Origin of the sequence: Asticcacaulis excentricus (assembly GCF_003966695.1) — a bacterium.
Taxonomy (GTDB): domain Bacteria; phylum Pseudomonadota; class Alphaproteobacteria; order Caulobacterales; family Caulobacteraceae; genus Asticcacaulis; species Asticcacaulis excentricus_A.
Window position 1 is genome coordinate 2,291,058 of sequence record NZ_AP018827.1, and the last position, 13,560, is coordinate 2,304,617.

At 61.5% G+C, this 13,560-nt stretch carries 11 protein-coding genes and 1 tRNA gene; 7 read left to right on the forward strand and 5 right to left on the reverse strand.

Annotated elements, in window-relative coordinates; all coding sequences use genetic code 11:
* Nucleotides 1-71 precede the first annotated feature (71 nt).
* Together EM6_RS10540 and EM6_RS10545 are read right to left on the reverse strand one after the other, a co-directional pair.
* A tRNA-Met gene (locus EM6_RS10540) sits at nt 72-148 on the reverse strand.
* 88 nt (nt 149-236) lie between these two features.
* Nucleotides 237-1,265, reverse strand: a complete 1,029-nt coding sequence (locus tag EM6_RS10545) for a glycosyltransferase (protein WP_126422600.1) — start codon at nt 1,263-1,265, stop codon at nt 237-239.
* 177 nt (nt 1,266-1,442) lie between these two features.
* Here EM6_RS10545 and EM6_RS10550 point away from each other — a divergent pair, with 177 nt between their 5' ends.
* From EM6_RS10550 to EM6_RS10565, 4 genes are all read left to right on the forward strand, one after another.
* Entirely contained in the window at nt 1,443-1,934 is a 492-nt protein-coding gene (locus EM6_RS10550) for an Lrp/AsnC family transcriptional regulator (RefSeq protein ID WP_107877430.1), read from the forward strand.
* A 35-nt stretch (nt 1,935-1,969) separates the two neighbouring features.
* On the forward strand, nt 1,970-3,232 hold the full coding sequence (locus EM6_RS10555; RefSeq protein WP_126422602.1) for a hypothetical protein: 1,263 nt from the start codon (nt 1,970-1,972) through the stop codon (nt 3,230-3,232).
* Nucleotides 3,233-3,630: 398 nt separating this feature from the next.
* Nucleotides 3,631-4,080, forward strand: coding sequence for a hypothetical protein (locus EM6_RS10560; protein ID WP_126422604.1), 450 nt, complete (start codon nt 3,631-3,633; stop codon nt 4,078-4,080).
* A gap of 188 nt (nt 4,081-4,268) precedes the next feature.
* Nucleotides 4,269-4,772 (forward strand): winged helix-turn-helix transcriptional regulator, encoded by a 504-nt coding sequence (locus tag EM6_RS10565; RefSeq protein WP_126422606.1) that lies wholly within the window; start codon nt 4,269-4,271, stop codon nt 4,770-4,772.
* Nucleotides 4,773-4,906: 134 nt separating this feature from the next.
* On the opposite strand, the gene mnmA is transcribed toward EM6_RS10565, so the two are convergent.
* From mnmA to flgK, 3 genes are all read right to left on the reverse strand, one after another.
* Nucleotides 4,907-6,115 carry a tRNA 2-thiouridine(34) synthase MnmA gene (gene mnmA, locus EM6_RS10570; RefSeq protein WP_126422608.1) on the reverse strand — a complete coding sequence of 403 codons (1,209 nt, stop codon included), beginning with the start codon at nt 6,113-6,115 and terminating at the stop codon, nt 4,907-4,909.
* A gap of 344 nt (nt 6,116-6,459) precedes the next feature.
* Nucleotides 6,460-7,377 carry a flagellin gene (locus tag EM6_RS10575; protein ID WP_126422610.1) on the reverse strand — a complete coding sequence of 306 codons (918 nt, stop codon included), beginning with the start codon at nt 7,375-7,377 and terminating at the stop codon, nt 6,460-6,462.
* Between the two features lie 11 nt (nt 7,378-7,388).
* The gene (gene flgK, locus EM6_RS10580) at nt 7,389-9,545 is read right to left on the reverse strand and encodes a flagellar hook-associated protein FlgK (protein ID WP_126422612.1); all 2,157 of its coding nucleotides are present in this window, start codon (nt 9,543-9,545) and stop codon (nt 7,389-7,391) included.
* A gap of 418 nt (nt 9,546-9,963) precedes the next feature.
* Here flgK and EM6_RS10585 point away from each other — a divergent pair, with 418 nt between their 5' ends.
* The 3 genes from EM6_RS10585 to EM6_RS10595 are packed head-to-tail and all read left to right on the forward strand — an operon-like array spanning nt 9,964 to nt 13,398.
* Nucleotides 9,964-11,247 (forward strand): flagellar hook-length control protein FliK, encoded by a 1,284-nt coding sequence (locus EM6_RS10585; RefSeq protein ID WP_126422614.1) that lies wholly within the window; start codon nt 9,964-9,966, stop codon nt 11,245-11,247.
* Between the two features lie 9 nt (nt 11,248-11,256).
* Nucleotides 11,257-11,934 carry a flagellar hook assembly protein FlgD gene (locus EM6_RS10590; RefSeq protein WP_126422616.1) on the forward strand — a complete coding sequence of 226 codons (678 nt, stop codon included), beginning with the start codon at nt 11,257-11,259 and terminating at the stop codon, nt 11,932-11,934.
* A 45-nt stretch (nt 11,935-11,979) separates the two neighbouring features.
* On the forward strand, nt 11,980-13,398 hold the full coding sequence (locus EM6_RS10595; protein WP_126422618.1) for a flagellar hook protein FlgE: 1,419 nt from the start codon (nt 11,980-11,982) through the stop codon (nt 13,396-13,398).
* The last annotated feature ends 162 nt before the right edge of the window (nt 13,399-13,560 follow it).

Below are 13,560 nucleotides of genomic sequence, written 5' to 3' on the forward strand. Positions count from 1 at the left end.
CATTCGACAGGATGGCTACCCGTGCCAGGGATGCGAGCGACAGCCATGCATAGATTTTTTGAAGAAGAAGGTGGTGGTTGGAGGCGGGATCGAACCGCCGACCTGCGGGTTATGAATCCGCCGCTCTAACCATCTGAGCTACCCAACCAGCCGGGTTTCCGCAGGCGGACAAAGGTCCACGCCTTGGGAAGGCGCCCGCTATATCCAAATTGAGCCGGGGGTTCAAGTGCGCTTTTTCAGTTTTCCGGGTGAAATGAGTTGATAAGGCTTTTGAGGCGCGCGCGACCGGCGATCAGGCCGTAGGTTTCCAGCGCGTGAGCCTGAGCCTGAAAAGCGCGGTCGAGGATGGGCAGCCAGTCCTGCAGGACGGCCTCAAGGGCGTCGGCCAGAGCCTGCGGGTCTTCGGGCGGGATCAGGGTGGCCAGTTCGCCGTCCTGAAGGATATGGCGCGGCCCGTCGATGCGGGTGGAGACGATGGGGACGCCGGCGGCCATGGCTTCGGCGACCACCAGACCGAAGGGCTCGACGCGCGACGACAGGACGAACAGGTCAAGCGACGCCAGAAAGTCATGCGGCGGTTCGATCCAACCCAGAAGGGTGACGCGGTCTTCCAGCTTCAGTTCGGTGATCAGCGCCTCCAGCGCCGCCTTTTCCGGGCCGTCTCCGGCGATGCGCAAGGAGACCTCAGTACCACGGACGCGCAGAAGACCTGCGGCGCGGATCAGCACGTCAAAGCCTTTGTTGACATGCAACCGCCCCAGCGAGCCGATACGCGGCGCATCGAGGGGAAAGGTCTTGACCGGGTGCATGACCAGCGGTGTGAAGTTTTCCAGCAGGTAGGTCTCAAGTCGCGGGTAACGGGCGGTAATGGCGGCCTGAACGGCGGGCGACACGGCGATGGCGGCGCGCAGTTTGGTCAGGCCCGGCTTGAAGCGGAAATTGTGCACCACCCCCAAAGTCTGACGACCCAGCCCCGCCAGCGGGTGCCCGGCCAGAGCGATGGCGCGGTTGCCGTGGGCGATGATCAGATCGGCCTGAAAGCGTTTGGCCAGCGCTTTCAGGCGCAGCGCCGCCAGCGGGTCACCGGTAAAGCCGCTGTTGAGGCGGGCGAACTGTTCGGGTTTGACCTTTTCGGCCAGCACGCCCCTGGTGTGACCGATGCTCAGCACCTCAAAGCCTTCGGCCACCAGCGCCTCGTGATAGCGCACGGCCATGCTTTCCAGCCCGCCGCGTCCCTTGGCCAGCATCAGATTGACAATACGCATGAGTGGCTCCCTTTGCCCCGGTGTACTCCGGTGTGTGTGCCACGAAAAGGCCTCGCACCCGAAAGGGACGGTTTTCTCGTCGCGCAGACGGTCAGTCAGCGGAATAAGGGTGGATTTTTTTGCACAATGCGCTTTTATGGAAATGACTTTTCACAAAATGCAGGCGAGGGGGCAAAGGTGTCCGCTGATATCGACGAACTGGATGCGCGGATACTGACCCTGGTGCAGGAAGATGCCAACCTGTCGGTGGCGGAGATTGCCGAGAAGGTCAATCTGTCGCCCTCGCCGTGCTGGCGGCGTCTGAAGCGGCTGGAAGATATAGGCGTTATCCGCAAGCGGGTGACGCTGCTGGAGCCCGATCAACTGGGGCTGGGCTTTGAGGTTTATGCGGCGGTCAAGCTGTCTTTGCCGTCGCGCGAAAACCTCGAAGCCTTTGAGGCGCGGCTGGCCGAATGGCCGGAAATCGTCTCCTGCGCCACGGTGACCGGGCGTGAAGACTACATGCTGCGTATCGTGACGCGCGACATGCACGCCTATGACGACTTCATGCGCGACAAATTATTGGCCTCTGACCTCGTTTCCGCCATAGAAAGTCGTATCGTCATCCGCTCGGTGAAAACCACGACCGCCTTGCCGTTGAAACTTGTCGTCCCCGGAGCAGACGGTTAGGTTTTCGTCGGGTTGAATGGATGAGAGAGGACCGGATGAAGACGTCCCTGATCGCGTTGGCGGTATTGGCCGCGGTAGTGGCGGGCCCCGCCGCCGCGCAAAAGATTGACCCGGCCTCTGACCTTGGCCGCTTTCATGCCCTGCGCGCCGAAGGCATGGCCGCCCTGCAAAAGGATGATCGTCAGACCGCGCTCGACCGCCTGACGAAGGCCGGTGAGATTTTGCCGGATTCGCCGTCGGTCCTGCTGCTGAAGGCGCAGGCGGCGCTGGAACTGAAGCGCAAACCGGCGGCGCGGGCGGCGCTGATCGACTATCTGAAGCGGGGTCTGGTGCTCGATCTGGGGCGCTATCCGGAATTCAACGCGATCTGGGACGCCGATCTGGAATCGCTTCAGGCCGCCAATACGGCGCGCATCGGCAGCCTGAAGACGCTCAACCGCCTGACCGGCCTCAATCTGGTCGAAGGGGTGGCGGTGCTTGACGACGGGACGCTTTGGGCCACCAGCCTGCGCAACGGCGTCGTCGGGCCCATTACCGACGCGGGCATAGACAAGCGCCTGTCGTTGCGGGCGGGTGTGGCCGCCAATGCTATCGCGGTCAGGGATGGCGTTCTGTGGGCCTCGACCTCGGCGTCGCGTCAGACCGTGGGCTATGCGCCCGATGCCAGGATTGTCTCCAAGCTGATCAAGGTCGATCTGGCCACGGGCAAGATACTGGCGCAGTTCGAAGACAAGCGGCCGGACCGCCGGCTGGCCGACCTGTATGCCGGTAAGGAAGACCTCTATGTGTCCGATGGCAATACGGGGGAGGTGCTGCGCCTGACCGGCTATCAGGGCAAGCTACAGGTGCTGATCCCCGAAGGCTATCTCGGCTCACCGCAGGGGCTTGTGGAGAATGCTGACGCCAGCGCGCTGATCGTTGCCGACTATGCGTCGGGGCTTTACCGCGTCGATCTGGGCAAGGGGACCCTGACGCGGCTGGTTGCGCCTGCGGGGGCGGCGCTTCTGGGGATTGACGGGCTATATCGTTACGGCAACGACCTGATTGCCGTGCAAAACGGCTTTAAACCCAACCGTATCCTGCGCCTGCGGATGAGTGCCGACTGGAGCGCGGTGGAAAAGGCCGAGGTCCTGCTGCGCGGACACCCCGACCTTGAGGAGCCGAGCGGCGGTCAGGTGATCGGTGACCGCTTCGTCTTTGTCGCGCGCAGTCAGTGGTCGGAGTTTGACGATAAGGGCAATATCCGCCGCGATACCCCGGCTCCGGTGGTCATCGGCGAAATCCCGCTCAAGCCGTAAATCCGGACAAAGGACGTGCAACACGTCCCTGCACGGTACACACAGCGTTAACCGCGTTGCGTCGTATCAGAGCGGGATGATCTTTTTGGGATCATTCCGCTCAAGCCGCCATTGAGGCGGCGGCCAAGGTGGCGCAAGCCACCGCCCGGCGAGGGGCTAAACAAATCCGGATCATTATGTTTCGACCAGAAATCATAATGATCCAGCGAAAAACCTAATCGTCTCAATCCCGTGTTTGGTTAACGAAAGGTCTTTACCGCCGTTAACCTTTGTGGCAGTGGTTGGCACCGTTCCTGCTTGGAAGCAGGACACGCAGCCCATCCTGTACCCATACGGGATAACAGCGCTGCACAGAGGCGGAGACGATGATGCGGGCACTGGCAGTCGCGATGGTGGGTATGATGTTAGCGGGCACTGCGGGTGCCGCCGATCTGCGCACCGATGTGTCCAAGGCCCCCTTTAACGGTCTGTCCACCTCGCTCAAGGGCGACTTTGACGGTGATGGCCGTATCGACGACGTGGTGTTCAGCGCCGAAGAGGGCGACCGTCAGGCCGTCTATATGCGTCTCGGTCGTGGCGAAGAGGTCAAGGTGATCAGCCTGGATGCACGTCTGGCCGCACAGGTGCAGCGTGCCCCGGCGGCGACCTATGCCGTCGATTGCGGTAGCTTTGCCGACCACTGCAACGGCGATATCGAAACCCACACCGACGGTTTGATCCTGTCTCTGGACGACGGCGTAACGGTACTGGTGCACTGGAACGGTCAGGCCTTCGATCAGGACTTTGTCCACAGCGATGAGGTGCGTTTAAGCCGCGCCGTGGCGACCCTGTTTGCCTTTAATCCGTAAGCAAAAACAATGCTCTGGTGCCTAAATACCGGTACGCTTTAGATAGTCCCGTTTTTTAGATTTAATCGCATTCTCAGGCCTTGTTAGCCCTGAATTTTAGGTTTTCATCAACCCCCTGTCCGTAAGCCTTTGGACATGGGGTGTGGCGACGTCGTGGCTGATGTCGCACAGAAGAAAAGACACAAATTATGGGACGATCGGCTGACTATTCCGGCGAAAGGTGCGCCATTGCGGCGGCCATAGACATTGTCGGAGAACCGTGGACCCTGCTCATCGTGCGCAATGCCTTTCTGGGGCATAGCCGCTTTGAGCAATGGCAAAAGAGCCTGGGCGTGGCGCGCAATGTGCTGGCGGCGCGGTTGAAGCGTCTGGTGGCGCTGGGCCTGATGCAGGCCGTGGTGTATTCCGAACGCCCGCTGCGCCACGAATATGTGCTGACCGAAAAGGGGCGCAGTCTCAAGGGCGTTCTGGTCGCGCTCTATGGCTGGGGGCGTCAGCACGTCTATGATGACGACGACGGTCCCTTCTTTGAACTGGTTCACGACGACTGCAAGGGCCTCTTTATCACCCAGCCCAAATGCGAGGCCTGCGGTGAGATGATCGGCGAACACAGCGTGCTGAAGGCGCGCGAAGACGGCCGGGGTATGACCCTGTCGGAACTCTATGCCCGTAAAGGTATGGCTGTCGATTAGAGCGGAATGATTTCTACAGGAATCAGTCCGCTCAAGCCGCCATTGAGGCGGCGGCCAAGGTGGCGAAGCCACCGCCCGGCGAGGGACTAAACAAGGTCTAGATCATTATGTTTTCATCAAAAAAACATAATGATCTAGGGCGCTAAGTCTACCGCGCGGGTGCGCTCGATAAAACCGCCGCCCAGCACGCGGTCCTCGTCCGCCGGATCATAGAGGACGCAGGCCTGACCGGGGGCGACGCCTTCTTCCGAAGCGTCAAACACCACCTCGACCTGACCCTCATGCAGGTTGAGCCGCGCCGGGACCGGCGGGCGGGTCGAACGCACGCGCGCCAGCACCGGCAGGTGGGCGGCGGCGGCGGTTTCCAGCGTCTCGTGATCACCCAGCCAGTTGGTTTCCTTCATGACGAGGGCAGCCGTGTTCAGCGCTTCACGCGGGCCGACGATAACCCGGCGCGTCCCGGCATCGAGCTTGATGACAAACAAGGGCTCGCCCACGGCGATATTGAGCCCGCGCCGCTGACCAATCGTATAGCCGGTAATGCCCTGATGCCGCCCCAGAACGCGCCCGTCGAGGTGCACGATATCGCCGGCTTCGCGGCCCTGCGGGCGCAGCCGGTCGATCAGGGTGGTGTACTTGCCTTCCGGCACAAAGCAGATGTCCTGCGAATCCGGCTTGGCGGCGACGTTAAGCCCCATCTGACGGGCAATGTCGCGCACCTGCGGCTTGGGGATATCGGCCAGCGGAAAGCGCAGGAAATCGAGCTGCTCGCGCGTGGTGGCGAACAGGAAATAGGACTGGTCGCGGTTGCGATCGACGGCGCGGCGAAGTTCGGCGCGGTTGCCTGTGTCGCGGCGTTCGACATAGTGGCCGGTGGCCATGGCCTCAGCCCCCAGATCGCGGGCGACGTCCAGCAGGTCGCGGAACTTGACCGTCTGGTTGCAGCGGATGCATGGCACCGGGGTTTCGCCGCGCAGATAGGAGTCGGCAAACTCCTCGATCACTGAGTCCTTGAAGCGGCTCTCATAGTCCAGCACGTAGTGGGCAATACCGATCTTTTCGGCGGCGATGCGGGCGTCGTGGATGTCCTGCCCGGCACAGCAGGCGCCGGTCTTTTTCAGCGCCTGTCCGTGGTCGTAAAGCTGAAGCGTGACGCCAATCACCTCATAGCCGGCGGCGTGCAAAAGGGCGGCGGCGACCGACGAATCCACACCGCCTGACATGGCCGCGACGACGCGCGCGCCTTGCGGCAGGCCGACGCTGTGGCGCACGCGCGCAATCGCTTCGCCCAGATCGGCGGTATCAAAAACGGGCACAGGGCAGGCGGGTATAGAGGCGGTCATGGCTCGCTAAATAAGGCTTTTGCCGCCAAAAGAGTAGGGGGCGGTGCAACTATTTGAGCGGAATGATTCCATCAGAAATCATTCCGCTCAAAACAGAAGGCCCCGCCGGAAGACGGGGCCTTTTTGCTTTCATCCCGAATGGGCGGCTCAGGCGCGGGTGCGAAGGCTTTGGGGCGACGATCCGGCGGGAGGGCGTCCCGGGTTTTCATCTCAAGGCCTTCAGACCCAGGCGTAAACGGCACAACATTCAGATGGCCCCGCGCGGGGTCTTTGGATGTGGCTGACCACGTCCTTATAATAGACCCTGCGGCCTTGTGGATAAATTCACAAAGCGGTGAGCGCGCCTATCTCAGCAGGTCGAGCAGGGACACCGACTTGAGATTGGCCACCACCTGCGACGCCGCCTGCACCGTCAGGTCCGCCTGTTCCAGCTTGGTATAGGCTTCGGCCATGTTGATATCGGTTTTATTCGAGATGAGATTGCTCAGGCTGCTTTCCTGACCTTCCAGCGACTTCAGGGTATTTTCGACGCGATTCTGGAACGTACCGTTGAGCGCCGTATGGTCCACCATCTTGGTATAGGCGGCATTCATGCGTGTCGCGAAGCCCTGAAGCGTGGCCTGCTGCGCATCGGTCATCGTGCCCTGCATGGGGGCATTGGCATCGATAAAGGCCTTCATTTCGCGAAAGAGGGTAACGCCTTCGGCGCCAATTTCGCTGGCCAGCATACCGGTTTGCAGGGTGGTGGTGGCATCGATCTTTGAGGCTTTTTTCACGCTGCCGTTTTTGAACGTATCGGCCGAGGCGGTCGCGGCCAGATCACTCAGCGAAGTGGCGGCCAGCGGGGCTTCGTCCTCATTGCCGCCACCGAACAGGTAGGTGCCCTGATGTTTGTAGTTCAGACCGTCGGCAAAGGCCATATAGCTCGATTGCAGCACCGTGGTCAGCCCATCCAACGACTTGCTGGCGATGGCGTCCATGAGGCCATCCTTACCGGTGGCAATGCCGTCGCTGGCGCGTTCCAGCGCGACATTCTGGCTGTCGAGGCGGTCAGACACGCTTTGCGCCACCTGGCTGTAGCCGGTGATGCGTTCCAGCGATGACTGATAGGCGGCGATGATTTCCGCCCCGCGGCCATAGCCGGCGAAATCGGTCGCCACCTTTTGCGTGGATAGCTGATTATTGGCCTCGTCCTTGCGGATTTGCGCCTGCATGAGGTTCGACAGGGCGTTGCCCCATATCTGACCGGTAGAGATACGCATCAGTATTTACCTCAGAACATGTTGAACAGGACATCGTACATCTCCTTCGCCGCCTGAATGAGGCGCGAGGAGGCCGAATAGGCCTGCTGATAGGTGGTCAGGTTGATCAGTTCTTCATCGAGGTTGACGCCTTCGGCGGCGCTGCGACGTGAGGTGGCTTCGGCGGCGAGGGCGTTGGCCCCGTCCATGCGCGACTTGGCCGTCGCGGCGGTGGCCCCCACCTGTCCGGCGAGGTCGGCGGCATAGCGGGTGAGGGTCGAACTGCCGCCCGCATTGGTCCCGGCCGCTTTGAAGGTGACGCTCTTGGTAGCGATGGCCGCCAGACGCTGAGCCCCGCTGCCGTCCCCGGCCACCAGCGCCGGTGTTCCCGAAGCCGCCGAAAGGTTCAGCGTCGCCATCGACAGGCGGTCGAGATTGTTGGCGATGGTCGGGTCGAGCGCTAGGCTGTCCGTGCGTTCAGCCGCCAGCCCGCCCAGCCCGAACATCTGGCTGAACGAGGCGCCTGTGCCGAGGCGCGTCGTGGAGTCTTCGGCTATCCCAAGGCTGTTGGCCGGATTGCCAAAGCCGCGGAAGGTCAGTTCGCCCGAGGTGCTGAGCGAGAAGGTGCCATAACGGCCCAGCCCGCTGGAGGTGTCGTTCAGCGTATTGACGAGATCCGCCATAGTGCCACCCGCCGGGAAGGCGATGTCCACGGTTTGCACGCGCGACCCCGAGCTGTTCATCACGTTGAACGTCACGCTGCCGCTGTCGAAACCGTGGGCAGAGCTGGCCGTCAGACCGGTGGCGTAGTCTAAGGGCACGTCGCTGCGCACCAGATCGTTCAGGCCGAAAAAGTGCGAGAAGCCCTTGCCGTTTTTGAGGGCCGGGCTGGTTGGGTCGTCGCCGATGGCCACGCCATAAGTGCTGTTGGTAGCGGCGAAGCTCAGCTTGCCGTCGGCGAAGCTGAGGGTTGCGGTGCCATTCAGGGCCGTATTGATTTGCGACAGCAGGGTCGGGTCGGAGGTCAGCACCGCCGTCCCGCCATTGATCGACACCTGACTGTTGCCGGAGGCGTCGCGGCTGAAGGTCAGGGCGACCTTGCTGGCAATCTTGTTGGTGTTGTCGAGCACGGTCAGATTGGTCGTGCCGCTGCCTGTACCGGCGGCATTGGCAAAGCCGTTGAGCGCTTCGGCCAGCGTCTGGTTCATCGCCTTTCCGGTCAGTGAGTTCGGGGCGGGCACAGCGGAGGCGGCGTTGTGCGCGGCGTTGAGCTGATCGGCATAGACCGACATATATTCGGACAGTTGCGCGCTGACGGCGCTGGACTCTTTGTCGCGCACGTCCAGAAGCCCGCGCAGTTCGCCGGACTTGATATGCTCGGAGAAATCGCGCTTTTCGCCGTTCGGACCGGTGACGATGATCGGGTTGAAGTTCGTCGCGGCGGTGACGGGGTTGGTCGGTTGATAGGACAGGGCCGCCCGCTGATCGCCCGCCAGCACCATGCCTGAGGTGGTGCGGACCGTCACGCCGCCATTGCTGTTGGTGCTGACCTCGACATCGATCAGCTTCGACAGTTCGTCGATATAGCCCGTCTGTTTGGTCTGCGCCCCCGAAGCGTCGCTGCCGTTGACATTGGCCTGCGAAATGGTCGGGTTGAGGTCCGAAATGTTCTTGATCAGGTCATTGATCGCCTTGATCGTCGTGGCGACGCGGCTGTCGGCATTGGCGCGGGCGTTCTGGATTTCTCCGGAGATACGCTGGCTCTCGTCGAAAAAGCTCTCAAGCGCCGACAGCACTTCCTGACGCGCCGCGCTGGACGCTGGCGTTTCTGCCGCGGTACCGGCCGCCGACAGGGCCTTGTCGCCGAGATTGAACAGGCCATTCTTGTCGGTCAGGTCGCCAAACTGCGACTGAATCTGGTCGAACAGATCGTGGAAAACCTCGGCCTGCGAAGCGGAAGAATTGGCCCGCACGGCCGCCTGTTGCAGATATTTGTCGGCGGCCAGCGTGACCTGACCGGCCATGACACCCGCCCCCTGAGCGCCGATGACGCTGGCCTGCTGGGTGCCCACCTTGCGGATATAGCCCGGTGTATTGACGTTCGAGATATTGTCCGAAACGACGCGCAACTGGCTTTGCGCCGTCATCAGGCCGGAGGCACCGATATTGAGGATCGAGTTGAGCGACATGATCAGGCCTCCCGCTGAGGCGGTTTAGGCAAGCCTTGCCCGACGAGCGGCAGAATTTGCCGTCCTTTTCGGACCAGGGTGAAAAATTTATTCATACTTTTCATTGACTTGCTTTTTTCCGCGCGCGGCGCAATGCGTAAACTAAAAGTAAGGTTTCAAATAGGATGCCACTCTGATCTGGCGGTTCTGGCAGGCGGCAGAGAGTGCGCGTCCCTCGGCAAGTTTGTTCCGGCTGCGGGGGCATCGCCCCGGCAAAATACGCCGGGCGCCATTTATTAAAGTCAATAAAAGCAATTATTTAAGCTCTGGCACGACCTTTGCGATCAACGGATGACGATGTCCGGACGCAAAAGGCGTTCGCCTGATCTCAGCCGCAGCCCCTGAACGGAGGCGACGGCCCTCAGCGAAGATTCTCCTTTTGTCCGCAGACCTGCTGCCTTCGAATGCGACCCCTCTGCCGAGCGCCCCCATGGTGGCGACGGGTGGCACGGCTGCGCCTTCTGCCGAGGCGGAGGCGACGCTGGCGACCCTGTTCACGCAGGCTTTGGCGGCGGTGCAACCCGACGAAGGCGGGCCGCTGCCGCAAACCGTGTCTTCGGAAACCGCTGACGATACGGCGGAACCGGCAAAAGGGACGGGGGAGCTGAGCCCCGACCTGCTGGCCGTGCTGCTGGGGCAGCAAGCGCCTCAGCCCGCCTCTGCGGAAACCGTGGTCGCCGAGGCGCTGGTCGCGACCGCCGTGCCTCAGGCACTGGGCGAAGGGAGTCTGACCGCGCCTGCGTTTCAGGACGCGCCTACGCTCGCTACTGCGGCCTCGGCGTCAGCCTCCCACCTCGTCAAGGGCGCGCTGCCCCTGCCGACCCTGACCGGAGAGACCACACCCCAGACAAAGGATGAGGGGACCGAAGACACGGCGTCCGATGAGCTGATGCCGACGGCGGATAAGGATAAGGCCCCTGAAACCTCTGTGACGTCGGCGACGAAGGCCGAGGCCCGGTCTTTGTCCGACACGCTGCAAACCCTGTCCGGCGCGCTGAAGGGCGCCTCAGAGACCAGCGCCCCACCGGCGACGACGGCGCAGGCCCAGCCGCCCTCACAGGCCGCCAATCCGGCGCTCACTCAGATTCAGGCCCAGACCCTGCCGCAAAACGACAGTGGGGTGCGTTTCACGCCGCCCGCGCCGACGCCGCAGGACACTGTCCGCACCTATAGCCAGTCGGCCCACGCCGCCGAAAACATCGCCGCCCTCAGCGCCCAGATCACGCGGCGACTGGGCAGCAAATCGACCAGCTTCGATATGGAGCTGCGCCCCACCGATATGGGTAAGGTCGAGGTGAAGCTGGAAATCGCCCACGACGGCAAGCTGACGGCGCATCTGCGCTTCGACAGCCCGGTGGCCGAGAGCGAGTTCAAAGGCCGTCAGGACGATCTGCGCCGCCAACTGGAGCAGGCAGGCTTTCAGATGGATGACGCCTCGCTGAGCTTTACCTCCGGCGATCAGGGGCGCGGTCGTCAGTACACGGCCTCGCAATCGTCCGACTACGAATTACCGGTGCCGGAGGCCGATACCACGGTCGCCGATGCCCATAGCCTCATCGACGCGCAGCTTCTGGCCGCATCTGCCGATCCCACCTCTTATGCCCGCCTGTCTGCCGATGGCTACGGCCCGGCGCGCACCCTTTCGCTCAGTTTGCTCGTGTAAGGAACTGTCATGGTCACGTCTGTATCCAATACGTCCGGCACGAATACCAGCGGGACATCCTCTACCCCCTCAACAACCGGTGGGCTGGCCACCACCTATGAGACGTTTCTGGGCCTGCTGACGGCGCAGATCAAGAATCAAGACCCGCTGTCGCCGATGGATTCCACGCAATGGACCAACCAGCTTGTCCAGTACACCAGCGTCGAACAGCAACTGAAAGCCAACGAGTATCTGAAGTCGCTGGTGGGCCTCGGGGCGGGCAATATGGCCAATTCGGTCAATATGATCGGCAAGACCGCCGTGGCCGATATCGACACCCAGACCTTCAAGGACCAGCCGCTCACCTGGCATTACGACCTGGCCAACTCAGCGTCACAGGTGGCTGTCGAGGTGCTCGATGCCGATGGCAAAACCGTCTGGAAAGGCACCTCTGACCAACTCAAAAAGGGTGACAACAGCTTCACCTGGGACGGCAAGGATTCGACCGGCGCCACGGTGAAGGAGGGCAATTACACGCTCAAGGTCACCGCCACCGGGGCCAATGGCACGGCCATTTCCAATGCCGTTTCCGTTCAGCAGCGTGTCGATGCCACCGAACTGATCAATGGCGAGATCGTCCTGCGTATGGGCTACTCGCTGATCCCCATGTCCTACGTCACCGGCGTGCGTGAAACCGCCGATGCCTGATCCCGTCCTCTCCCTTTCCCTGCGTTTTTGTCTGGAGACTGAACTATGAGTCTGAGCGCCTCCATGCAGGCCGGCGTTGCCGGTCTGGCCTCCAATTCCAATGCCCTGTCGGCGATTTCCAACAATATCGCCAATTCCAACACCACCGCCTATAAGCGCGTGCGCACGGATTTTCAGTCGATCGTCACGGCGTCCTCAACGCCCACGGGCTATAATGCCGGCGGGGTGACCTCAACGACCCGTCACATGATTTCGACGCTCGGCACCCTGCAAAAGGCGTCGAGCCAGCTCGATCTCGGGATCGACGGTCAGGGCTTCTTCATCACCACACAGTCGTCCGTTCCGAGCGACGAAGACGCCCGCCTCTTTACCCGCGACGGCTCCTTCTTTGCCGATGAAGATGGCTATCTGCGCAACGCCTCTAACCTCTATCTTCAGGGCTGGCCCATCGCGGCGGGCGGCAGCCCCACCCTGTCGGCGGCGGACCTCAGCCAGTTGCGCACGATCAATGTCGAAAACATTGCGGCACAGATCGAACCGACCACCTTTGCCGAAATTGTCGGCAATCTGAATGCCAATCAGGCGGTTTCGGATCGTGCCGATGAATACGCGGCCAGCCCGACCACCCTGCCGATGGCGGCCTACGACGCCTCTGCCCCGAATACGACCACCTCCACCCGTCCGGACTATGAAATCACCATTCCGGTGTCGGACAGTCAGGGCGGCGAGCGCAAGCTGACCGTTTCGATGATCAAGCTGGCCGCGGACCCGACGGCGACACCGCCCATCGCCGCCAATACCTGGGCCTATGAAGTGTGGTCGCCGGATGTAAAGGACTCGACCGTGACACCGGCGACCGCCGCGTCCACCAACGGGATCGTTTCACGCGGGCGTCTGGTTTATAATTCGTCGGGTAAGCTGAGCGATATTCTGGATTCGACGGGCACCTCCACGGGCTCCACCGCTCTGAACCTCAGCTTCAACTGGAACAGCGCCATCGGCGTCGCCGCTCAAACAGTCAAGGTCGAATTCAATGGCGAGCAGGGGGGGCTGACGCAGCTCAACTCTGCCAGCACCAATCGCGTTGATGCCAATGGCACGCCGTTTTCTGGTCTCGACAAGGTGCAGATCTCGAAGGAGGGGCTGGTTACGGCGATCTTCAAGAACGGATCGACGCGCGACATCGCGCAACTGGCTCTGGCGACCTTCGTCAATGCCGACGGCCTGACGCCGGTGTCCGGTAACGCCTACACCGTCTCCAATGACTCCGGTCCCCTGACGCTGAAGGTGCCGGGCGTTTCCGGGGCCGGGCTGCTGGGGGTGGGGACGCTTGAGGCCTCAGACGTCGATCTGTCCGAAGAATTTACCAACCTGATCGTCACGCAACGCGCTTATTCGGCAAATTCCAGAACGATCACCACGGCCGATGAGATGATGCAAGAGTTGCTGAACATCAAGCGTTAAGTATTGAGTTTGATTAACTTGTAATAATGAGCGGTAAAGCATGGTGAATGGAGTGTTAATATCCTGATCTGCCGTTATTAGTAATATATTTACTAAGGCAATTAAGCGGATATTAGATTCCATGCGTTATCTTGCTATCCATGGTGATGGTAAGAAAGGCGT